Genomic DNA, 21,527 nt, shown 5'->3' with positions numbered 1-21,527 from the left:
TTTAAACTTATATTTTAAATGCGCATTGGCATTACAACGTATTTGTAGGTTTCGTCGTCAGCTACAGTGACAAGACAACTGCTGTTTGCATCCGCAAATGAGAAGGTCACGGTATCGCAATTAACGTTGTTCAGTACGTCAATCATGTACGTTACATTAAAACCGATATCCAGCGAATCACCACCATAAGCGATTTCCAGCTCTTCTTCTGCTTCTTCCTGTTCGCTATTGGTACTGATTAAACGCAAACTATCGCTACCAAGCACCATGCGAATACCGCGGTATTTTTCATTCGACAGAATCGAAGCGCGTTGCATTGCCAGCAAAATCGTCATGCGATCAACATTAAAGCTGTTTTTGTGGCCTACCGGAATTACCCGTGTGTAATCAGGAAATTTGCCATCAATTACCTTTGAAATAAGCTTTATATCGCCAAATGAGAAATTTACTTGTCCACTGGCAATTTCAATGGTGACATCTTCTTCGCTGTCATCCAGTAATTTGATTAATTCAATTACTGTCTTGCGTGGCAGTATAAGCTCTTGTTTTTCGTAGCTTTGTGCTAATTCAGTTGAAGTAAAGCTCAAGCGATGGCCATCGGTTCCTACTACATTGAGTCGATTTCCGTTTACCTCAAAAAGCAAACCATTCAGATAGTAACGTATATCTTGCTGTGCCATGGCAAATTCAACTTGCTTGAACAAACGCTTCAGCGATTTCTGGTCAATCGTGACTACGGTATACGTGGTGCCTGTGGCTTTCGTCATGACAGGATAATCAGCTGCTGGCAGGGTTTGCAGATTAAACCGGCTCTTGCCCGTTTTTACCTGGATACGACTTTCTGCCGTTGCCATGGTTATTTCAGCGTTTTCTGGTAACGAGCGACAGATATCGAGAAGTTTCTTTGCTGAAATTGTGGTGGAAAGCTCTCCACCTACTGGGGTTTGTAATGCCAGCGATATTTGCATTTCAAGATCTGTTGCCGTTAGAACGATCTTTTCATCCTTTGCTTCCAGCAAGAGGTTGGAAAGTATAGGCAATGTATGCCTTCTTTCTACAATGCTTGTCACAGAAGACAGGGGTTTTAACAAGGTATCGCGATTTATTTTGATGTTCATGTTTTATAACAATCTAAATAATAAATTCTGTAGTAATAACAATAATGGTGTGAACTTCTGTTGATAACTCAATTTTTTATAATTAAATCAACTTATTATTTAACTTTTATGTCTGCGTAAAACTAGCAAGTCTGCTGTGGATAAAATGTTGCTTATTCTACCCTTTTATTAAAATCGCGCCTAACCTGCATTTACGTACACAACTTATCCACGGCTTACGCTTAGCTCTGTTAACCTCAGTGGGCATATTCTTAATCGCGGATGACCTGGGTGAGGAAAGCGATATCCCGCGCAACATTTGGATCATTCTGCCGCAATTGCTCAACTTCCTCACACGCATGCATCACCGTGGTGTGATGGCGGCTGCCAAAGGCCTCCCCTATTTCCGGAAAGCTGTGGTTAGTCAGCTCGCGAGCGAGTGCCATGGCAATTTGTCTTGGTCGTGCAAAATTACGCGAACGCTTTTTGCTGTACATTTCGGCGACCTTGATCTTGTAATAGTCAGCCACTGTTTTTTGGATATTCTCCATCGTGATCTGGCGGCCACGCACCGCAATCAAATCTTTCAGCGCATCTTTCGCCAGATGGACATCAATGGGGTTACCCGTAAAGTTGGCCATTGCCACAATCCGGTTTAATGCCCCTTCCAGCTCTCGTACGCTGGATCTTACTTGCTTCGCAATAAAGAAGGCGACGTCTTCATGCAGCACAAACTTGGCCTCTTCCGCTTTTTTCAGCAGGATAGCAACACGCATTTCCAGCTCCGGAGGTTCTACCGCGACAGTCAGCCCCCAGCTGAAACGTGTGCGCAAACGTTCATCCACATCAACGATTTCCTTTGGATAGGTATCGCAAGTAATGATGATCTGCTTTTTAGCTTCAATTAAGGAATTGAATGCATAAAAGAATTCTTCCTGGGTCCGGCTTTTCTTGGCGAAGAATTGAATATCGTCAATCAAAAGCAAATCCAATGAGTGATACTGGCGTTTGAATTCATCAAACGCTTTCAGTTCATAGGCTTTAACCACATCAGATACATAGCGCTCAGCATGTAGATAACGAATTTTTGCATCCGGGCGGTTCATTTTCAGATGGTTACCGATCGCTTGTAGCAAATGGGTTTTCCCCAGCCCCACACCGCCATAAATAAACAACGGGTTATAGGCAGTTCCAGGATTTTCAGCTACCTGCAGGGCCGCCGCGCGTGCCAATTGATTGGCACGACCCGTTACAAAGTTATCGAAATTGAATGAACTGTTTAGACCGCTAGGATTGCCGTGAGGTTTGCTTTTCTTGGCTTCGACAGGTTTGGCAGCTGGTTTTTTCGCAGGGGTTTCCTGAAGAAAAGGGGGTGCAGCCTCTTCTACCTTGAGCTCGGCAAAGGTTGTCTTAACGACAGGCGTTGCCATTTGTTTTTTCATCGAAGGGTCTTGCAGACCAAGCTCGATTTCAACGGGATGCTGGATCAACTCTTCAGCGAGATTCTGGATGCGAGGTAAAAAGCGGTCTTTTACCCATTGCTGGACGAAACGATTCGGCGCAAATAACCGTAAAGTATGGTTATGCGTCTCAAAATGTAACGGCTTGATCCAGGTATTGAATTGCTGAGCTGACAGTTCTTGCTCAAAGCGGCCCAGACAGATAGACCAAAAATTTTCCATCGGTTGCCCGATTCCTCAACTGATAGCAAATATGGAATTTGCCCGAATGCTTGTATTATTGATTTCGAGCACCAGAGCCGCCATTGGCGCCGGATTGGAGACGGCGAGTGCTGGTGACGGCAAGGGATTCATTCTAGCGGGTTTAATTAAACTTATCCACAAGCAATCCATAAGCGGATGTGGATAAGGAATAACTTGAAATAAACATTGACAGGGTACTGTTGTATCAGGTTAAATTACGCCCTTTGTTTAGAAACGCACAGAAGTCGGAGATTCACAATGAAACGTACATACCAGCCTTCGAAAGTTCGTCGCGCTCGCACTCATGGTTTCCTGGTGCGCATGAAAACCCGTGGCGGCCGTGCAGTAATTGCAGCGCGTCGTGCCAAGGGCCGTGCTCGTCTAGCTGTATAAGTGTGTGACGATATCGGTTAATCCAGTTTTGGCTACGCCAAAGTTTGGTTTTCCTAGCCGAGTTAGAATTATTAAAACGGATGATTTTTCATCCGTTTTTAATTTCCGCAAGCGTATTTCCGGTCATTATCTCGCCATACACTACCAATATAATTCCCTGGGCACGCCAAGGCTTGGCCTGATTGTGGGAAAGAAAATAGCCAAACGGGCTGTGGACAGAAATTACATGAAGCGTGTCCTGCGTGAGCTATTTCGAGTGCATCGGCACGATATTGATCCTTTGGATCTGGTCGTGCGAGTTCAACGCGTCTATGGATCAAGCGATTATTCCAGTCTTGCTGGGGAGTTTGGTGAATTACTGCGCAAATTGACAAAGCAGCTCGAAAAGCGGAAATCAGTATCATGAGACTACTGGCCAAGGCCCTGGTGGCAATGATTCGGCTTTATCAGTTAGCGTTAAGTCCCTATTTTGGGCAACAGTGCCGGTTCAGCCCGACATGTTCTCAATATGCGATAGAGGCCATTAATAAACACGGGGCTTTTGCTGGATTAGCCTATGGTGTTCGTCGTATCGGAAAATGCCATCCTTGGCATCCAGGTGGGCATGATCCTGTGCCCTGATGTGTGCAAGTAATCAAGCCATTCAATATCATGCATTTCAACATTAAGATAAGCGAGTTATGGATACCAAGCGTCTGATTTTATTTGTTATTTTCTCTTTCTCTATCCTGATGTTATGGGATGCATGGCAGCGTGAACATACGCCTACCCCTGAGGCAGTGACAGCTGAAGCAGCTAGCGATAATAGTGTTCCGCATGCTGAAAAATTACCCGGTACCAAAGCTGTGGCTGATATGCCCAAAGAATCCGGTTTCCGACTGCAAACGGCGGATCGTATTCAAGTTGAAACGGACGTTTATAAAGCAGTTATTGACACCACAGGCGGTGATTTGCGTCGTCTCGAGTTGTTGAAGCACCGTGCCGATAATTCCACGACGGAAAACTTTGTACTGCTGGATGACCGTGCGGCACCTATGGTCTATGTGGCGCAAAGTGGCTTGATTGGTCAGGACTTGCCTAATCACAAGACGGTATTCACTGCGGGGGCTACCAGTTATCAGCTGGCAGCGGGCAGCGATACTCTTGAGGTACGGTTGACGGCCACCAACACCGATGGTGTCAAGGTCGACAAAATCTACACTTTCCACCGTGACAGTTACGTCATCAACCTGCGTTATGAAATTCATAACGAAAGCGCCAGCCCAATTGATCCTACCGTTTACTACCAGGTAGTGCATGACACTGAGTCCAATCAGGGCTCACACATGATGCCTACCTTTACCGGTGGTGCTTACTTCACTCAAGCTGACAAATTCAAAAAGCTTTCCTTCAAGGATATGGGCAAGAACGACTTGTCCAAGACCACCAGTGACGGCTGGGTTGGGTTGCTGCAGCACTATTTCGTTAGTGCCTGGATTCCCAAGGAGGGTGTGACACGTCAGTTTTACAGCAAGAAGCTGGCTGACAATATCTATTCTATCGGTACCAAAAGTGATATCGGTGTCATTGCTCCTGGAGCTAGCGCCGAGGTTGAAGCGCAGTATTATGCCGGTCCGCAAAATCAGGAAGTCATGAAGCAAGTGGCGCCAGGTCTTGAATATACGGTGGATTATGGTTGGCTCACGATCATTGCATCCCCGCTATTCTGGATTCTGTCCAAGATTGAGGGCGTGGTACACAACTGGGGTGTGGCCATCATCCTGCTTACCGTCATGATCAAACTAGCGTTCTATCCCCTCTCTGCGGCTAGCTATCGCTCCATGGCACACATGCGTGAACTTGCGCCACGCTTGCAACGCCTGAAAGAACAATACGGTGATGACCGTCAAAAGATGCAAGTTGCCATGATGGAGCTGTACAAAACCGAGAAAATCAACCCGATGGGTGGTTGCTTGCCTATCCTGGTACAGATTCCCGTATTTATCTCGCTTTACTGGGTGCTGCTGGGCAGCGTGGAAATGCGGCACGCCCCATTCATGCTGTGGATACATGACCTCTCCGCCATTGATCCTTACTATGTGCTGCCTATTCTGATGGGCGCAACCATGATCATCCAGACGCGCTTGAACCCGACGCCTACCGATCCGGTTCAAGCCAAGGTCATGATGATCATGCCTATCGTATTCAGCGTGTTCTTCTTCTTCTTCCCGGCAGGTTTGGTTTTGTACTGGCTGGTAAACAACGTATTGTCGATTGCTCAACAATGGCATATTAATCGTAGTACCGAGCGTGCCACTGCGCTGAAGAAAAAAGGAAATGGCCGTCGTTGATACGATAGCTGCCATTGCCACCGCCCCTGGTTCAGGGGGTATAGGCGTGGTTCGTATATCCGGCCCGGCTTCCGCACAGATTGCTGCTGCGGTGCTGGGCCACTGCCCTCCCCCACGGCATGCTGCCTATCTTCCATTTAAAGAAGCCGATGGCCAGCTAATCGATAGCGGCATCGCTATTTTTTACGCAGGGCCTCATTCTTACACGGGAGAAGATGTGCTTGAGTTGCAGGCACATGGTGGCCCAGCGCTCATGCAACTTCTACTGCTTCGTTGCTTGCAGTTGGGCGCACGTCAGGCTGAGCCTGGCGAGTTTACCCGGCGCGCATTCCTGAATGACAAGCTTGATCTGGCACAAGCTGAAGCAGTTGCTGATGTGATCAATGCGGCCACAGCCGAGGCGGCACGAAGTGCTGTTCGCTCACTGTCTGGCGAATTTTCGCGGTATATCCACAATCTGCTCGAGTCCCTTATTAATCTGCGTATGTATGTAGAAGCCTGCCTGGACTTTCCAGAGGAGGACATCGACTTTATAAGCCAAGGACGCGTTTCTGATAAATTGCAAAACATTGTCGATGCCCTTTCGTTGGTTTTCAAAGGGGCTCGCCAAGGGAATTTGCTGCGGGAAGGTATACAAGTAGTACTCGTCGGTCAGCCGAATGTCGGCAAATCCAGTTTGATGAATCAGTTGGCAGGGGAAGAGGTTGCGATTGTTACTCCTGTTGCAGGCACGACACGTGACACCATACGTAATGTCGTCCAGATTGACGGTGTTCCCTTACACCTGATTGATACTGCCGGACTGCGTGAAACCGATGACGAAGTCGAAAAGCAAGGAATTGCGCGAACATGGCGAGCTCTAGAAAACGCGAATGCCGCATTATTATTGGTGGATGCAGCTCATGGTATTACCGAGACAGAAAAATCGATTCTGGAGCGATTGCCAGCGAATTTACCCAAAATATGGGTCCATAATAAAATTGATTTGCAATCTGAGCAGCCCCGCCAGCAAGAACACGAGGGTCAGGAGCATCTGTATATCTCGGCAAAGCTGGGCTTGGGGCTTGATGCTCTGAAAGCCCATTTGTTGAAGATTGCAGGTTGGCAACCTGCGGGTGAAAGCATTTTCATGGCACGCACTCGTCACTTGCAGGCTTTAGAGATAGTGCAAGTCCATTTAGCAAACGCTGCTGCATATTTAGAGCAGCCAGAATTATTGGCTGAAGAGTTGCGTCTTGCTCAGCAAGCCTTGAGCTCAATTACGGGTGAATTCACACCAGATGATCTATTAGGTGAGATTTTTAGTCGATTCTGCATAGGTAAGTAGATTTTTTCTAAAGAAATAAAAAAATTCTTTAGTATCATAGCGATATGTCACATTCACAAATGATTCATTTGTGTTTCACGTGAAACATCCTGACATTGCTGGTGTGAATGCGGTATCATTGCGGGCATATTTGCAACTTTCGGATTCTCATGCAATTCCCTGAAAAATTTGATGTTATTGTGGTTGGTGGCGGTCATGCCGGCACCGAAGCCGCGTTGGCGAGCGCACGCATGGGGCAAAAAACACTGCTCCTGACCCACAATATCGAAACCTTGGGGCAAATGTCATGTAATCCCTCCATTGGTGGTATTGGTAAAGGCCATCTAGTGAAGGAAGTGGATGCGCTGGGTGGTGCCATGGCGGCCGCGACAGATGAAGGCGGCATTCAATTTCGCATCCTCAATTCAAGCAAAGGCCCTGCAGTTAGAGCTACCCGTGCACAAGCTGATCGGGTGCTATATAAGGCTGCCATTCGGCGCCGGCTGGAAAATCAAGCTAATCTTTGGCTGTTTCAACAGGCGGTTGACGATATCATTTTGGATGGAACTCGGGCTGCAGGTGTGGTCACCCAGCTTGGCTTGCGCTTTGAATCTAAATCCGTAGTGTTGACTGCGGGGACTTTTTTGGGTGGCCTGGTGCATGTTGGTTTGGCCAACTATCAGGCGGGACGGGCAGGTGATCCTCCTGCAATCTCTCTTGCAGCAAGGTTGCGCGAAATTGGTTTGCCTGCTGGTCGCTTGAAAACCGGCACCCCTCCCCGCATTGACGGCCGTACCATTGATTACAGTGTGATGCTTGAGCAGCCGGGAGATGATCCGGTACCCGTATTTTCCTTTCTGGGAAACGCAAGCCAACATCCTGCCCAACTGCCTTGCTGGATTACAAGTACCAATGAACGCACACACGACATCATACGTAGTGGTCTGGATCGTTCGCCCATGTACACGGGAGTTATTGAGGGAGTGGGCCCTCGATACTGTCCTTCTGTTGAAGATAAAATCCATCGTTTTGCCGATAAGGAATCTCATCAGATTTTTCTGGAGCCCGAGGGGTTGACCACCAATGAGATCTATCCGAACGGCATATCGACAAGTTTGCCCTTTGATATTCAATATCAATTGGTTAGGTCCATAAAGGGGTTGGAAAATGCACACATTTTGCGGCCTGGCTATGCAATTGAATATGATTATTACGACCCGCGTGGCTTAAAAAATTCGCTGGAAACCAAGGCTGTCCAAGGCTTGTTCTTTGCTGGGCAGATTAATGGCACAACGGGCTATGAAGAAGCCGCCGCTCAAGGGCTGTTGGCGGGAGCAAATGCTGCTTTATATGCGCAGGAGAAAGAGAGTTGGTGTCCTGCGCGTGATCAGGCTTACTTGGGGGTGCTGGTTGATGATCTGATTACACGGGGGGTTAGTGAGCCCTACCGCATGTTTACCAGCCGGGCGGAATACCGATTGATGTTGCGAGAAGACAATGCTGATATGCGATTGACTGAAGCAGGTCGCAAAATAGGACTGGTAGATAATGAGCGCTGGGAAGTCTTCTCCCGCAAGCAGGAAGCCATACTCCGTGAGCAAGAGCGTTTACGCAAGACGTATGTGCACCCGGGTCAGGTGAGTGCTGAGGTCATGGAAAAAGTTCTGGGTAAGCAAATCGATAGAGAGTATTCGATGTTTGAGCTTTTGCGTCGTCCGGAAGTGAGTTACGAGGCTTTGCTTACGCTGGCTGAAGGTGGCGGTGAGCAGGATGAGCAAGTGCGTCAGCAAATTGAAATAGCTGCGAAATATCAGGGATATATTGACCGTCAGGCAGATGAAATTGAACGTCAGCGCGGTCAGGAAGATACGCGTCTGCCGGAAGATATGGATTACCGCGAAGTGCATGGGCTCTCGATTGAGGCCCAGCAAAAGCTGAATGCGCAAAAGCCAGAAACAGTTGGGCAGGCCGGTCGCATTTCGGGAATTACGCCAGCCGCCATTTCATTGTTGCTGGTGCACCTCAAGCGCCGCAACCGCAGTAAAAAGTCGGACGTCGCCGCATGAGTCAGGCTGAAAAATTGGCCGCTGGCATTGTAGACGCTGGGTGGGTTGTCTCAGAAGAAACACAACAACAACTGCTGGCTTACCTTGTTCTTCTGCAAAAATGGAACAAGGTGCATAACCTCACCGCTGTGCGAGATCCCGATGAGATGGTTACCCTGCACTTGCTGGATAGTCTATCCGTACTGCCTCATGTTCAGGCTCTTTCGCCAGCGCGGCTCTTGGATGTGGGGAGTGGTGCAGGATTGCCTGGCATCATACTCGCGCTATGCATGCCGGATCTGCAGGTGACCACCATTGATGCGGTCCAGAAAAAGGCCAGTTTCATGCGCCAGGCCAAGGCTGAGCTGGGTATTGCCAATCTGGATGTGGTCGCTGGTCGGGTCGAGCAGCATCAGCCTTCGCAAGCGTACGACGTAGTGATTTCACGTGCATTTTCGGAAATAACCCTTTTTATCAAGTTGACGCGCCATTTAATCGCAAAAGATGGGAATTGGCTCGCAATGAAGGGTGTTAATCCTGTGGGCGAGTTGGAAGCGATAGGCATGCCAGAAGCCAAGGTAGTTGCCTTGCATGTGCCGGGGCTGGATGCGCAACGGCATCTGGTCACATTACCTTCCCACGAATTGATGTTCACCCCTCTAAGCAGAATGGCGTAACCATGCGGATTTTAGCGATAACCAATCAAAAAGGTGGCGTAGGGAAAACCACGACTTCCGTCAATCTGGCGGCTAGTTTGGCAGCCACCAAGCGGCGTGTGCTGCTGGTCGACTTGGACCCTCAAGGAAATGCGACGACGGGCAGTGGCATTGATAAGTCTGCTTTAAAAAGTACCGTATACCACGTACTGATCGGTCAGAAATCCTTGAAAGAGGTAATACAGCGTTCGGAAAAAGGTGGCTTTGATGTGGCGCCAGCGAATCGCGACCTGGCGGGTGCCGAAGTGGAGCTTGTAAGCGAAATCGCCCGCGAAGTCCGTCTCAAAAATGCGCTGGCATTACTGGATGGCGAATATGATTATGTATTGATTGATTGCCCTCCTTCCTTGAGTCTGACCACCGTGAACGCATTGACAGCAGCGCATGCCGTCATGATTCCCATGCAGTGCGAGTACTACGCGCTCGAAGGGTTGTCTGACCTGGTCAACACCATCAAAAAAGTACGCGCTTACCTGAATCCAACATTGGAAATCGAAGGTTTGCTGCGCACCTTGTTCGATAACCGCAATATGTTGGCTCAGCAGGTGTCTGCCGAGCTCGCCAAGCACTTTGGCGACAAAGTATACAGAACCGTGATCCCGCGTAACGTCAGGTTGGCTGAGGCCCCGAGTTATGGTGTCCCCGTACTGTTTTATGACAAAGCCTCGAAAGGGGCAAAAGCCTACCTCGCTCTTGCAGGTGAAATCATCAATCGTAAGCCGACTGCCAGTCCGGCTGTAAGTTAAGGAATTCCCATGGTGAAACTCAAAGGTCTGGGGCGCGGCCTGGACGCGTTATTGTCAGGCGATATGGAAACAGTGCGCGATGCCGATACCTTGCGGTCTCTCAAAGTCGGCCAATTACAGCCCGGCAAATATCAGCCGCGGACGCATATGGATCAGGAGTCGCTCTCCAGTTTGGCAGACTCCATTAAGGCTCAGGGCATCATGCAGCCTATCGTGGTGCGTTTGTTGAGCGATGAGCATTACGAAATTATTGCTGGTGAGCGTCGTTGGCGCGCTGCCCAGCTGGCGGGTCTGGAAGAAGTGCCTGTGCTGGTGCGAGAAATTGCGGATGAAGCCGCACTGGCAATGGCTCTGATCGAAAATATTCAGCGCGAAGACCTGAACCCCCTTGAAGAATCTAACGGCATCAAGCGCCTGATTGAAGAGTTCAGCATGACGCATGAAGCTGCCGCGCAAGCGGTTGGACGTTCGCGCAGTGCCGTTACCAATCTGTTACGGTTGCAAAACCTGCATGGCAATGTGCAGGAGATGCTCATGATAGGTAAGCTGGATATGGGGCACGCGCGCGCCCTCCTCACATTGCCAGAAGTCAAACAAATCACGGTGGCAGAGCATATTGCCCAGAAAAGCCTTTCGGTACGAGAGGCTGAACGCCTGGTAAAACAGATGCTAAGCGAGCCAAAAGCCAAGCTTGAAAAAACGGTAGATCGTGATGTGCTCGCACTACAAGAAGAAGTTTCGCAATCGCTTGGTGCACAGGTTGAAATCAAAGCGAGCAAAAAAGGCGCAGGATTTGTGAAAATCCATTACGCCAATCTGGATCAGTTGGATGATTTTCTAAAACGTCTGAAAGCAGGTCTGTCTTAATTTAGCTTGACTTGCAGCTGATTAAACAAGAAAATCTTGGGTTTTTATGGTCAGGCGCAGCGGGTCTGGCACATAAGATGCTAATGCAGGGTTACGTTGTATGGATGCGGTGCTCGGTCAGATGATAAAAAGGCAGGTGGTAGCGACTGCCCTGGTTGCACTGGTGGCTTATTTGCTTATCGGTTTGCATGGTGCCCTTTCGGCGTTAGCCGGTGGTGGTTCCGCCATACTGGGTAGTTTGGCGGCTGCAAAAAAACTGCAATCCAGCGCTGCTAAAAATACGGCAGGTTCCGCATTGGCTAATTTGTTGGTGGCAGAAGTCATCAAAATCGCGGTGATTGCCATCGCACTGTTGCTTGTATTCACGCTCTACCGGAATTTGATACCGCTGGCCTTGATTTTTGGTCTGGGCTCGGCGGCGATCATGTCGGGAGCAGCAATTTTTACTTTAAACGAAAAGAATAACCTTTAGGTTGACGCAATGGCTGCAGAAAAACTTACCCCATCAGAATATATCGGTCACCATCTGTCATTCAATGCCAAGTCGGTAGGCGACGGCAGTTTCTGGGTATTGCATTACGATACCTTGATCATGTCAGCCATCCTTGGTGTGGTCGTATTTGGCTTTCTTTGGTGGGTAGTGCGTGGCGCTACCTCTGGCGTACCTAGCAAGCGCCAGGCGTTTGTTGAGCTTGCTGTTGAGTTTGTCGATGATCAGGTCAAAAGCATTTTTCACGGCAACCGTCATGCCTTTCTGGCTCCGCTGGCCTTGACCGTCTTTGTATGGGTGCTGTTCATGAATGCCATGGACTTCCTGCCGGTCGACATCATGGCCTTGTTCTATCATTCTATCGGCCTTGATCACTGGCGCAGCGTTCCTACTTCCGACATCAATGCAACATTTGCACTTGCGTTGTCTGTATGGATACTGATGATTTTCTTCAGTATCAAAGTCAAAGGCCTGGGCGGCTGGATACACGAACTGTTTTGTTCCCCATTTGGTACCAACCCCTTGATCTGGCCAGCCAATCTGGCGTTCAACCTCATCGAATACATTTCCAAACCTCTTTCTCACTCACTGCGTCTGTTCGGTAACATGTACGCGGGTGAAATCATTTTCTTGCTGCTGGGTATGTGGGCGGCAACGGGCTTGGCAGGCACCTTCTTTGGGGCATTGCTGGGCGCTGGCTGGGCGATCTTTCACATTCTGATCGTTGTGCTGCAGGCATTTATCTTCATGATGCTGACCGTTGTCTACATTTCGATGGCGCATGAAAGTCACTAAGTCTTTAAACGTTTTAATCAACTACAACTCTCGAAAGCCGAAAGGAAATTAAATGGAGAACTTGCAACTTTTAGCCATGATTCAAGCATACACCGGTGTTGGTATCGGTCTGATCATTGGTCTTGGCGCAGCTGGCGCTTGCGTAGGTATCGGTATCATGTGTGCTAGCTTCCTGGAAGGTGCAGCTCGCCAGCCAGAAATGATTCCAGCTCTGCAAGGTAAAGTGTTCCTGCTGCTGGGTCTGATCGACGCTTCCTTCATTATCGGTGTTGGTCTGGCTATGATGTTTGCTTTCGCAAACCCACTCCTTGCCGTTGTTGCTCAATAACGTTTGATAGTTAATAAGCGGATTGAACTAACAGCTCGGGAGCAAATATGAACATCAACCTGACACTATTTGCGCAGGCCGTCTCCTTTGCCATTCTGATCTGGTTCACAGTGAAGTTTGTCTGGCCTCCTCTTTTGAAGGCTATCGAGACGCGTCAAAAGACCATCGCTGATGGTCTGGCAGCAGGTGAACGTGGTAAACAAGAGCTTGAAGCCGCAACGCAGCGTTCGACTGCTGCTGTTGAAGAGGCAAAGCTGAAGGCGTCTTCGATCATTACGCAGGCTGAAAAGCGTGCAACTGACATTATCGAAGAAGCGAAAAACAACGCTAAAGCTGAGGGTGATCGCATCCTTGCTGGTGCCAAGGCAGAAATCGATCAGGAAGTTAACCGTGCGAAGGAAGGTTTACGCGCTCAGGTTTCAGCATTAGCTGTTGCCGGTGCGGAAAAAATCCTGCGCAAGGAAATCGATGCCAAGGTTCACGCAGACATGCTAAACACCATCGCTAACGAGCTGTAGGAAGATCATGGCTGAAGCGATAACCATTGCAAGACCTTATGCTGTAGCGGCTTTCCGCCTGGCAAAGGAAAAGAACGCACTCGCGAGCTGGTCTGACATGCTGAATTTCGTTGCGCAAATCGTAACGAATGAGCAGATGAAGGCTTATATCGATGATCCCAAGGTCAATGCAGCTGACATTGAGCAGGCTGTACTGACCGTGGCCAGTGGCAAAATTGATGAGCAGGTGACTAACCTGATCAAGTTGCTGGTGGAATATCGTCGCCTGGCTGTCATGCCAGACATCGCCGCTGCGTTTGATGAACTGAAAGCGCAAGACGAAGGCGTGCTTGAAGCTGAAATTACCGCCGCATCCCAACCTAGCGACGCCGATATTGCTGGCGTGGTGAAGCGTCTGGAAGCCAAGTTTGGTAAGAAGGTCGAAGCAAGCGTTAAAGTGGATCCGGAATTATTAGGCGGCATCAAGATTGTAGTCGGCGATACGGTAATAGACGCATCCGTACGTGGCCAATTACAACAGTTGGCCTACACGCTGAAAGGTTAGGAGAGAATTATGCAGTTATCTACATCAGAAATCAGTGAGCTGATTAAGAGCAGGTTAGAGAATTTCTCCACCAGTGCCGAAGCGCGTACACAAGGTACGGTTATTTCGGTGACTGATGGTATCGTTCGTATTCACGGCCTTTCCAATGTGATGGCCGGTGAAATGATCGAATTCCCTGGCAACACATACGGTCTGGCTTTGAACCTGGAGCGTGATTCCGTAGGTGCCGTGGTACTTGGTGACTACGAACAAATCACCGAAGGCGACATCTGCAAATGTACCGGTCGCATTCTGGAAGTGCCTGTTGGCCCTGAGCTGATTGGCCGCGTGGTAAATGCACTGGGTCAGCCGATTGACGGCAAAGGCCCTATCAATGCCAAGCTGACAGACAAGATTGAAAAAGTTGCTCCTGGCGTTATTGCCCGTAAGTCGGTTTCGCAGCCAGTACAAACTGGCCTGAAGTCTATCGACTCCATGGTGCCGGTTGGTCGTGGTCAGCGCGAACTGATCATCGGCGATCGTCAGACCGGCAAGACCGCCGTTGCGGTGGATGCCATCATCAATCAAAGAGGTCAGAACATGACCTGTATCTACGTTGCGATCGGCCAGAAGGCTTCGACGATCGCCAACGTGGTACGCAAGCTGGAAGAGCACGGCGCAATGGAATACACCATTGTTGTTGCTGCTGCCGCTTCTGACTCTGCCGCTTTGCAATTCCTGGCACCATACGCTGGTTGCACCATGGGCGAATACTTCCGTGACCGCGGTCAGGATGCATTGATTGTCTATGATGACTTGACCAAGCAAGCCTGGGCTTATCGTCAGATTTCCCTGCTGCTGCGTCGTCCACCAGGTCGTGAAGCTTACCCAGGTGACGTGTTCTACATCCACTCCCGTCTGCTTGAGCGTGCAGCTCGTGTGAACGAAGATTACGTAGAAAAATTCACCAATGGTGAAGTCAAGGGCAAGACTGGTTCCCTGACCGCCCTGCCTATTATTGAAACTGCAGCTGGCGACGTTTCCGCGTTCGTTCCGACCAACGTGATTTCGATTACCGATGGTCAGATCTTCCTGGAAACCGATCTGTTCAACGCTGGTATCCGCCCTGCTATCAATGCCGGTATCTCGGTATCTCGCGTGGGTGGTGCAGCACAGACCAAGGTTATCAAGAAGCTCGGCGGCGGTATTCGTCTGGCTCTGGCCCAATACCGTGAACTGGCTGCGTTCGCGCAGTTTGCTTCCGATCTGGATGAAACCACGCGTAAGCAACTGGAGCGTGGTCGCCTGGTGACTGAGTTGATGAAGCAGGCTCAATACGCCCCGCTCAACATCTCTGACATGGCCGTTACATTGTTGGCAGCCAACAAGGGTTACTTCGATGACGTGCCGGTTGCCCGTGCACTGGCATTCGAATCCGCCTTGCATGCCTTCCTGAAGTCTAAGTACAAGAACCTGCTGGATAAGATTGAATCTACCCAGGATCTTGGCGGTGACGACGAGAAGGCTGTGGAAGCTGCAATTAAAGACTTCAAAGCAACGAACGCTTATTAAGCCCTCTGGCGATTAAGCATTCACGAGACAGGCAGACGAGATAATGGCCGGTAGCAAAGAAATTCGTACCAAGATCAAGAGTGTTGAAAACACACGCAAGATCACCAAGGCGATGGAAATGGTCGCCGCATCCAAAATGCGCAAAGCGCAGGAGCGGATGCGGGCTGGCCGTCCTTATGCTGAAAAGATCCGCAATGTGGCGGCTCACCTTTCTCATGCAAACTCTGAGTACAAGCACCCATTCCTGATTCAGCGTGCTGAAGTCAAGAATGTGGGGCTGATTGTGGTCAGCTCGGACAAGGGTCTGTGCGGTGGTTTGAATACCAACGTGCTGCGCTTGTCGCTGAATCAGATGAAAGCATGGGAAGCTGCTGGCAAGGGGATTGCGGTTAGCGCGATTGGCAACAAGGGGCTGGGCTTCATGACCCGTGTGGGTGCCAACGTCAAATCGCATATCACCGGCCTGGGTGATATTCCACACCTGGAAAAGCTGATCGGTACGATCAAGGTCATGCTGGATGCCTATGTGGCTGGTGAAATCGACCAACTGCACATCTGCTTTACCCGTTTCATCAATACGATGAAACAGGAGCCGGTCATGGAGCAATTGCTGCCATTGAACGGTGAGCAGATGGGGACTGCACAAGGCCACTGGGACTACATCTACGAGCCTGAGGCACGTGAAGTCATTGATGAGTTGCTGACGCGTTACATCGAGTCGCTGGTATATCACGCTGTTACCGAAAACATGGCATCCGAGCAAAGCGCCCGGATGGTAGCGATGAAGGCCGCATCCGACAACGCCAAGAACGTCATCGGCGAGCTGAAACTGGTTTACAACAAGGCCCGCCAAGCTGCGATTACCAAAGAAATTTCAGAAATTGTCGGTGGTGCGGCTGCCGTTTAAGGCAGCAGCGGTGTAACGAATTAAGATAAAGATTGAGGATACCAAGATGAGTCAAGGTAAAGTTGTTCAGTGTATTGGTGCGGTGGTTGACGTTGAATTCCCACGCGACCAGATGCCTAAAGTGTATGAGGCACTTGTTTTAGATGAAGAGAACTCCACAGCCGAAGCCGGTCTGACGCTGGAAGTTCAACAACAACTGGGTGACGGCGTGGTTCGTACCATTGCCATGGGTTCCAGCGATGGCCTGTCACGCGGCATGAAAGTAAAGAGCACTGGTAACCAGATTCAGGTTCCAGTTGGTCACGGCACCTTGGGCCGTATCATGGACGTTCTGGGTCGCCCTATCGACGAAGCCGGTCCAATTGAGTGTGATGAGCGCCGCTCCATCCACCAAAAGGCCCCTACCTTTGAAGAGCTCTCCCCTTCCGTTGACTTGCTGGAAACTGGTATCAAGGTGATCGACCTGGTATGTCCGTTTGCCAAGGGCGGTAAAGTTGGCCTGTTCGGCGGCGCGGGTGTAGGCAAGACCGTGAACATGATGGAACTGATCAACAACATCGCCAAGCAGCATGCTGGTCTGTCTGTATTCGCTGGCGTAGGTGAGCGTACCCGTGAAGGTAACGACTTCTACCACGAAATGAAGGACTCCAACGTTCTGGACAAGGTAGGCATGGTGTTCGGTCAGATGAACGAACCACCAGGCAACCGTCTGCGCGTGGCCTTGACTGGTCTGACCATGGCTGAGCGTTTCCGTGACGAAGGCCGTGACATTCTGTTCTTCGTGGACAACATCTATCGCTACACCTTGGCTGGTACCGAAGTATCCGCGCTGCTGGGCCGTATGCCTTCTGCTGTGGGTTACCAACCTACCCTGGCTGAAGAAATGGGCCGTCTGCAAGAGCGTATTACTTCCACCAAGGTGGGTTCCATTACCTCCATCCAGGCCGTGTACGTTCCTGCGGATGACTTGACCGATCCATCGCCAGCTACCACCTTCTTGCACCTTGACTCCACTGTTGTGTTGTCACGTGACATTGCTGCCCTGGGTATCTACCCTGCGGTTGATCCACTGGACTCGACTTCGCGTCAGCTGGACCCATTGGTCGTAGGTGAAGAACACTACAACGTGGCACGTGCTGTGCAATCAACCCTGCAACGCTACAAGGAACTGCGCGACATTATCGCTATTCTGGGCATGGACGAATTGTCTCCAGAAGACAAGCTGGCTGTAGCCCGTGCGCGTAAGATTCAGCGTTTCCTGTCGCAGCCTTTCCACGTAGCTGAAGTGTTTACTGGTTCTCCAGGCAAGTACGTTACGCTGAAAGACACCATCAAGGGCTTCAAGGCGATTGTGGATGGTGAGTACGATCACCTGCCAGAACAAGCTTTCTACATGGTAGGCGCGATTGAAGAAGCCGTAGAAAAGGCAAAAACCTTAAACTAAGTAGTCTTAAGGAAACTTAAATATGGCATCCACAATACATCTAGACGTCGTCAGCGCAGAAGCTTCCATCTTTTCGGGTGAAGCCGAATTCGTGGTAGCTCCTGCCAAGTTGGGCGAGGTTGGTATTTACCCCAACCACACTCCGCTGATTACGACGATCAAGCCTGGCGTGTTGCGCGTCAAGGTGGCAAACGAGGCGGAAGAGCAGGCGATTTATATTTCTGGCGGCATGCTGGAAGTGCAGCCTGGCATTATTACTGTCCTTGCTGACACCGCGATCCGTGGTCATGATCTGGACGAGGCCAAGGCGGCTGAAGCCAAGGCGGCGGCTGAAGAAGCGATGAGAAACAATGTTTCTGAAATCGATTATGCCCGTGCCCAGGCTGAACTGTCGGAAGCAATGGCCCAGTTGCATGCCATTGAACGTCTGCGCAAGAAATCGCATTAAAGAGCACATGCAGTAGCTCACGGAAAGGCAGCCTCAGGCTGCCTTTTTTGTTTATACTTGAAACATCAGAAATCACACTCCACCATGCTGAATATACTCATACTGGCCGCTGGTAAAGGCACTCGCATGCATAGTGACCTACCTAAGGTATTGCATCCTGTTGCTGGCAAACCGATGCTTGCGCATGTCATCGACACAGCCAAACAGTTATCCCCAGACAAGATATTGATAGTATATGGATTCGGCGGCGATGCTGTGCCGAACAGATTTAGCAATGAGAATATCCAATGGGTACAACAAACTGAACAGTTAGGCACCGGACATGCTGTCATGCAGGCCCTGCCCTTTCTTGATCCCCATGCTAAAACACTCATCATGCTGGGCGATGTGCCATTAATCAGCGTGGAAACTTGCCGCCAATTGCTGCAGAAGCAAGACACGCTGACTCTGCTTACCTTTGCCAAGGCTAACCCCACAGGTTACGGCCGTATCGTCAGGAATACGGACGGCGCCGTGGTGGCGATTGTTGAGCACAAGGATGCCACGGAAGAGCAACGGCAAATCCAGGAGATCAACACAGGCATCATGGCTGTCGACAATGATGCATTGTCGGAGTGGCTTAAAAATCTGGGGAATGACAATGCCCAAGGTGAATACTATCTGACGGACATTGTGGGCATGGCAAGTCAGCAAGGCATCGCTGTTGGGGGTGTATTGGCGCCCAATGAGCCGGAAATAACAGGAATAAACAGTAAGTCAGATTTGGCGGCGATTGAGCGCTGTTATCAACAGCAGCAAGCTGCGGCATTACTCCGGCAAGGAGTTACCCTTAGTGATCCGGCCAGAATTGATATACGCGGCAAACTGAGCGTTGGGCGTGATGTCAGCATCGATGTGGGTTGTGTGTTTGAGGGCGAGGTAAATCTGGCAGACGGCGTGCGGATTGGACCGTATTGCGTCATCCGCAATGCCAGCATCGGTGTTGGCACAGCAATCGCTGCCTATACCCATATTGATGATGCCGAAGTCGGGAAGCAAGCCAAAATTGGCCCATACGCGCGTCTACGCCCTGGTACGGTATTGCAGGACGATACGCATGTAGGTAATTTCGTCGAGCTGAAAAATGCGCAGGTAGATGTGGGTAGCAAAATCAATCATCTCAGCTACGTAGGCGATACCACCGTAGGTAAACAGGTGAATATTGGCGCCGGTACCATTACCTGCAATTACGATGGTGTAAACAAATTCCGCACGGTCATTGGCGACAATGCCTTTATTGGCTCTGATTCACAGCTGATTGCCCCCGTTATCATTGGCGCTGGCGCCACCATAGGTGCGGGATCTACCATCAGCAAGGACGCCCCAGCGGGCGAGCTCACCGTAGCACGTGGTCGCCAAGTCACGGTCACCGGCTGGAAACGCCCGGAAAAAATCAAGAAGTAACCCTCCACAAGGAAAGCAAGTCATATGTGCGGTATCGTAGGAGCAGTAGCCAAACGCAATGTAGTGCCAATATTGATCGAAGGCCTCAGCCGGCTGGAATATCGCGGATATGACTCAGCGGGTATTGCCGTGCTGAATCAGGGCATACAACGCGTGCGTGCAGTGGGCCGTGTGAGCGAAATGCAGAACAAAGCAAACGCGCAACAGCTTAGCGGCTTTGTAGGTATAGGACATACACGCTGGGCAACGCATGGCGGAGTTACCGAATCCAATGCTCACCCACATGTATCCAAGGGTGAAATCGCCGTCGTGCACAACGGCATTATTGAAAATCACGATGAGCAACGCCAGCGACTGAGCGGATTGGGCTATCTGTTTGAGTCGCAAACCGACACCGAAGTCATTGCGCATCTGGTGCATTACCATCACGCGCAAGGTAAGTCTTTACTATCGTCAGTACAGGCGGCTGTTAAGGAGTTGACGGGTGCCTTTGCGATCAGTGTTATCTCCATCAATGCCCCAGAACTGATGATTTGCGCCCGCCAGGGTTGCCCATTGTTGATTGGGCTTGGCCAAGGTGAAAATTTCATAGCCTCGGATGTATCCGCCGTATTGTCAGTGACCCGTAGCGTGATCTACCTGGAAGACGGCGATGTTGGCGAAATCCGTGAGGATGGCGTCACTATCTACGATGGCGCTGGGCAGATTGTCGAGCGCACAGTACATATGAGCGATGTTTCGCTGGCCTCCATGGAGCTGGGTCCGTTCTCGCATTTCATGCAGAAAGAGATACATGAACAGCCACGTGCACTGACAGACACCATTGAAGCGCTGATTGACGATGCCAGCTTCTCGCCGGCCTTGTTTGGTCTGGGAGCCGAAGAAGTATTCGCTGAGGTGGACAGCGTCCTGATCTTGGCGGCAGGGACCAGCTATTATGCGGGGCTGACAGCGAAGTACTGGCTGGAAAGCATTGCGCAGGTTCCCACCTCGGTAGAAATCGCCAGTGAATATCGCTATCGTCGATCCGTGCCGAACCCCAAGCAGCTGATTGTGACGATTTCACAATCTGGTGAAACGCTGGATACCATGGAAGCACTCAAGCACGCCAAAGCTCTGGGGCAATTGCTCACACTGGCGATTTGCAATGTGCAGGAAAGTGCCATTCCACGGGCATCGCGTCTTATTCTCTATACACGTGCCGGTGCTGAAATTGGTGTGGCATCCACCAAGGCATTCACTACACAGCTAGTCGCCCTGTTTACACTGGCGGTGACACTGGCCAAGCAGCACGGCCGCCTGGTGGAAGGCCAGGAACAGGAATATCTGGACGCCTTGCGTCATCTGCCCGGCAGCGTCCAGTATGCGCTCAACCTTGAGCCGCAGATTCGGGAATGGGCCACTTTGTTCGCCAACAAACAGCACGCCTTGTTTCTGGGACGTGGCATCCACTACCCTATTGCCTTGGAAGGCGCCCTCAAGCTCAAGGAGATTTCCTATATTCATGCTGAGGCCTACCCTGCTGGCGAGTTGAAGCATGGACCACTGGCTCTGGTAGACCGTGATATGCCTGTCGTGGTGATCGCCCCCAATGATGTGTTGTTGGAAAAGGTGAAGTCGAATATGCAGGAAGTGAAAGCACGTGGCGGCGAATTGTTTGTGTTTGCCGATGCCGATAGTCACTTTACAGAAAGTGAGGGAGTGCATGTTATTCGTACGCCGCGCCATGTGGGTGTGCTATCTCCTATTTTGCATACTATCCCTGTGCAGCTGTTGGCTTATCACGCGGCGCTGCTCAAGGGCACCGATGTTGATAAACCGAGAAACCTGGCTAAATCAGTGACAGTGGAATAAGC

Annotated in this window: 22 protein-coding genes; 20 read left to right on the top strand and 2 right to left on the bottom strand. The window is 50.2% G+C overall.

Annotated features, from left to right (window positions below):
- Nucleotides 1–14: 14 nt before the first annotated feature.
- On the bottom strand, nt 15–1,118 hold the full coding sequence (dnaN, locus tag LG204_RS02160) for a DNA polymerase III subunit beta (protein WP_230335738.1): 1,104 nt from the start codon (nt 1,116–1,118) through the stop codon (nt 15–17).
- 251 nt (nt 1,119–1,369) lie between these two features.
- The gene (gene dnaA / locus LG204_RS02155; RefSeq protein WP_230335737.1) at nt 1,370–2,779 is read right to left on the bottom strand and encodes a chromosomal replication initiator protein DnaA; all 1,410 of its coding nucleotides are present in this window, start codon (nt 2,777–2,779) and stop codon (nt 1,370–1,372) included.
- 279 nt (nt 2,780–3,058) lie between these two features.
- Here dnaA and rpmH point away from each other — a divergent pair, with 279 nt between their 5' ends.
- From rpmH to glmS, 20 genes are all read left to right on the top strand, one after another.
- On the top strand, nt 3,059–3,193 hold the full coding sequence (gene rpmH, locus LG204_RS02150; protein ID WP_045751845.1) for a 50S ribosomal protein L34: 135 nt from the start codon (nt 3,059–3,061) through the stop codon (nt 3,191–3,193).
- Nucleotides 3,194–3,197: 4 nt separating this feature from the next.
- Nucleotides 3,198–3,599: a ribonuclease P protein component gene (gene rnpA / locus LG204_RS02145; protein ID WP_230335736.1), complete on the top strand. Its 402-nt coding sequence runs from the start codon at nt 3,198–3,200 to the stop codon at nt 3,597–3,599.
- Nucleotides 3,596–3,814: a membrane protein insertion efficiency factor YidD gene (yidD, locus tag LG204_RS02140; protein WP_230335735.1), complete on the top strand. Its 219-nt coding sequence runs from the start codon at nt 3,596–3,598 to the stop codon at nt 3,812–3,814. The genes rnpA and yidD overlap by 4 nt, the downstream gene beginning before the upstream one ends.
- A 59-nt stretch (nt 3,815–3,873) precedes the next feature.
- The gene (gene yidC / locus LG204_RS02135; protein WP_230335734.1) at nt 3,874–5,523 is read left to right on the top strand and encodes a membrane protein insertase YidC; all 1,650 of its coding nucleotides are present in this window, start codon (nt 3,874–3,876) and stop codon (nt 5,521–5,523) included.
- Complete coding sequence (mnmE, locus tag LG204_RS02130) at nt 5,510–6,850, top strand: tRNA uridine-5-carboxymethylaminomethyl(34) synthesis GTPase MnmE (protein ID WP_230335733.1); 1,341 nt, start codon at nt 5,510–5,512, stop codon at nt 6,848–6,850. Before yidC ends, mnmE begins: the two co-directional genes overlap by 14 nt.
- 149 nt (nt 6,851–6,999) lie before the next feature.
- Nucleotides 7,000–8,895, top strand: a complete 1,896-nt coding sequence (gene mnmG / locus LG204_RS02125) for a tRNA uridine-5-carboxymethylaminomethyl(34) synthesis enzyme MnmG (RefSeq protein WP_230335732.1) — start codon at nt 7,000–7,002, stop codon at nt 8,893–8,895.
- On the top strand, nt 8,892–9,551 hold the full coding sequence (gene rsmG, locus LG204_RS02120) for a 16S rRNA (guanine(527)-N(7))-methyltransferase RsmG (protein WP_230335731.1): 660 nt from the start codon (nt 8,892–8,894) through the stop codon (nt 9,549–9,551). The genes mnmG and rsmG overlap by 4 nt, the downstream gene beginning before the upstream one ends.
- A gap of 2 nt (nt 9,552–9,553) precedes the next feature.
- Nucleotides 9,554–10,336, top strand: coding sequence for a ParA family protein (locus LG204_RS02115; RefSeq protein ID WP_230335730.1), 783 nt, complete (start codon nt 9,554–9,556; stop codon nt 10,334–10,336).
- 9 nt (nt 10,337–10,345) lie between these two features.
- Entirely contained in the window at nt 10,346–11,203 is an 858-nt protein-coding gene (locus LG204_RS02110) for a ParB/RepB/Spo0J family partition protein (RefSeq protein WP_230335729.1), read from the top strand.
- A 100-nt stretch (nt 11,204–11,303) separates the two neighbouring features.
- On the top strand, nt 11,304–11,675 hold the full coding sequence (locus LG204_RS02105) for an ATP synthase subunit I (protein WP_230335728.1): 372 nt from the start codon (nt 11,304–11,306) through the stop codon (nt 11,673–11,675).
- Nucleotides 11,676–11,684: 9 nt separating this feature from the next.
- Complete coding sequence (gene atpB / locus LG204_RS02100; protein WP_230335727.1) at nt 11,685–12,488, top strand: F0F1 ATP synthase subunit A; 804 nt, start codon at nt 11,685–11,687, stop codon at nt 12,486–12,488.
- 52 nt (nt 12,489–12,540) lie between these two features.
- Nucleotides 12,541–12,816, top strand: a complete 276-nt coding sequence (gene atpE, locus LG204_RS02095) for a F0F1 ATP synthase subunit C (RefSeq protein ID WP_015831243.1) — start codon at nt 12,541–12,543, stop codon at nt 12,814–12,816.
- 47 nt (nt 12,817–12,863) lie between these two features.
- Nucleotides 12,864–13,334, top strand: coding sequence for a F0F1 ATP synthase subunit B (locus LG204_RS02090; RefSeq protein ID WP_230335726.1), 471 nt, complete (start codon nt 12,864–12,866; stop codon nt 13,332–13,334).
- Nucleotides 13,335–13,341: 7 nt separating this feature from the next.
- On the top strand, nt 13,342–13,878 hold the full coding sequence (locus LG204_RS02085; protein ID WP_230335725.1) for a F0F1 ATP synthase subunit delta: 537 nt from the start codon (nt 13,342–13,344) through the stop codon (nt 13,876–13,878).
- Nucleotides 13,879–13,887: 9 nt separating this feature from the next.
- Nucleotides 13,888–15,429 (top strand): F0F1 ATP synthase subunit alpha, encoded by a 1,542-nt coding sequence (atpA, locus tag LG204_RS02080; RefSeq protein ID WP_230335724.1) that lies wholly within the window; start codon nt 13,888–13,890, stop codon nt 15,427–15,429.
- A gap of 43 nt (nt 15,430–15,472) precedes the next feature.
- Nucleotides 15,473–16,336: a F0F1 ATP synthase subunit gamma gene (gene atpG / locus LG204_RS02075; protein ID WP_230335723.1), complete on the top strand. Its 864-nt coding sequence runs from the start codon at nt 15,473–15,475 to the stop codon at nt 16,334–16,336.
- Between the two features lie 46 nt (nt 16,337–16,382).
- Complete coding sequence (gene atpD, locus LG204_RS02070; protein ID WP_230335722.1) at nt 16,383–17,780, top strand: F0F1 ATP synthase subunit beta; 1,398 nt, start codon at nt 16,383–16,385, stop codon at nt 17,778–17,780.
- Nucleotides 17,781–17,802: 22 nt separating this feature from the next.
- Entirely contained in the window at nt 17,803–18,228 is a 426-nt protein-coding gene (locus tag LG204_RS02065; protein ID WP_230335721.1) for a F0F1 ATP synthase subunit epsilon, read from the top strand.
- An 84-nt stretch (nt 18,229–18,312) separates the two neighbouring features.
- Entirely contained in the window at nt 18,313–19,671 is a 1,359-nt protein-coding gene (gene glmU / locus LG204_RS02060; protein WP_268867966.1) for a bifunctional UDP-N-acetylglucosamine diphosphorylase/glucosamine-1-phosphate N-acetyltransferase GlmU, read from the top strand.
- A 24-nt stretch (nt 19,672–19,695) separates the two neighbouring features.
- Nucleotides 19,696–21,525 (top strand): glutamine--fructose-6-phosphate transaminase (isomerizing), encoded by a 1,830-nt coding sequence (gene glmS, locus LG204_RS02055; protein WP_230335719.1) that lies wholly within the window; start codon nt 19,696–19,698, stop codon nt 21,523–21,525.
- Nucleotides 21,526–21,527 lie beyond the last annotated feature (2 nt).

Source organism: Methylovorus menthalis (genome assembly GCF_020523625.1).
Taxonomy (GTDB): Bacteria; Pseudomonadota; Gammaproteobacteria; order Burkholderiales; family Methylophilaceae; genus Methylovorus; species Methylovorus menthalis.
The sequence above is the reverse complement of the archived record's forward strand: the minus strand, read 5'-3'. Positions and strand labels throughout refer to the sequence as shown.

Excerpts from the sequence above, each read along its gene's own strand:
- dnaN (WP_230335738.1), bottom strand. The coding sequence starts at position 1,118 with ATGAACATCAAAATAAATCGCGATACCTTGTTAAAACCCCTGTCTTCT.
- dnaA (WP_230335737.1), bottom strand. The coding sequence starts at position 2,779 with ATGGAAAATTTTTGGTCTATCTGTCTGGGCCGCTTTGAGCAAGAACTG.
- rpmH (WP_045751845.1), top strand. The coding sequence starts at position 3,059 with ATGAAACGTACATACCAGCCTTCGAAAGTTCGTCGCGCTCGCACTCAT.
- yidD (WP_230335735.1), top strand. The coding sequence starts at position 3,596 with ATGAGACTACTGGCCAAGGCCCTGGTGGCAATGATTCGGCTTTATCAG.
- yidC (WP_230335734.1), top strand. The coding sequence starts at position 3,874 with ATGGATACCAAGCGTCTGATTTTATTTGTTATTTTCTCTTTCTCTATC.
- mnmE (WP_230335733.1), top strand. The coding sequence starts at position 5,510 with ATGGCCGTCGTTGATACGATAGCTGCCATTGCCACCGCCCCTGGTTCA.
- mnmG (WP_230335732.1), top strand. The coding sequence starts at position 7,000 with ATGCAATTCCCTGAAAAATTTGATGTTATTGTGGTTGGTGGCGGTCAT.
- rsmG (WP_230335731.1), top strand. The coding sequence starts at position 8,892 with ATGAGTCAGGCTGAAAAATTGGCCGCTGGCATTGTAGACGCTGGGTGG.
- LG204_RS02115 (WP_230335730.1), top strand. The coding sequence starts at position 9,554 with ATGCGGATTTTAGCGATAACCAATCAAAAAGGTGGCGTAGGGAAAACC.
- LG204_RS02110 (WP_230335729.1), top strand. The coding sequence starts at position 10,346 with ATGGTGAAACTCAAAGGTCTGGGGCGCGGCCTGGACGCGTTATTGTCA.
- LG204_RS02105 (WP_230335728.1), top strand. The coding sequence starts at position 11,304 with ATGGATGCGGTGCTCGGTCAGATGATAAAAAGGCAGGTGGTAGCGACT.
- atpB (WP_230335727.1), top strand. The coding sequence starts at position 11,685 with ATGGCTGCAGAAAAACTTACCCCATCAGAATATATCGGTCACCATCTG.
- atpE (WP_015831243.1), top strand. The coding sequence starts at position 12,541 with ATGGAGAACTTGCAACTTTTAGCCATGATTCAAGCATACACCGGTGTT.
- LG204_RS02090 (WP_230335726.1), top strand. The coding sequence starts at position 12,864 with ATGAACATCAACCTGACACTATTTGCGCAGGCCGTCTCCTTTGCCATT.
- LG204_RS02085 (WP_230335725.1), top strand. The coding sequence starts at position 13,342 with ATGGCTGAAGCGATAACCATTGCAAGACCTTATGCTGTAGCGGCTTTC.
- atpA (WP_230335724.1), top strand. The coding sequence starts at position 13,888 with ATGCAGTTATCTACATCAGAAATCAGTGAGCTGATTAAGAGCAGGTTA.
- atpG (WP_230335723.1), top strand. The coding sequence starts at position 15,473 with ATGGCCGGTAGCAAAGAAATTCGTACCAAGATCAAGAGTGTTGAAAAC.
- atpD (WP_230335722.1), top strand. The coding sequence starts at position 16,383 with ATGAGTCAAGGTAAAGTTGTTCAGTGTATTGGTGCGGTGGTTGACGTT.
- LG204_RS02065 (WP_230335721.1), top strand. The coding sequence starts at position 17,803 with ATGGCATCCACAATACATCTAGACGTCGTCAGCGCAGAAGCTTCCATC.
- glmU (WP_268867966.1), top strand. The coding sequence starts at position 18,313 with ATGCTGAATATACTCATACTGGCCGCTGGTAAAGGCACTCGCATGCAT.
- glmS (WP_230335719.1), top strand. The coding sequence starts at position 19,696 with ATGTGCGGTATCGTAGGAGCAGTAGCCAAACGCAATGTAGTGCCAATA.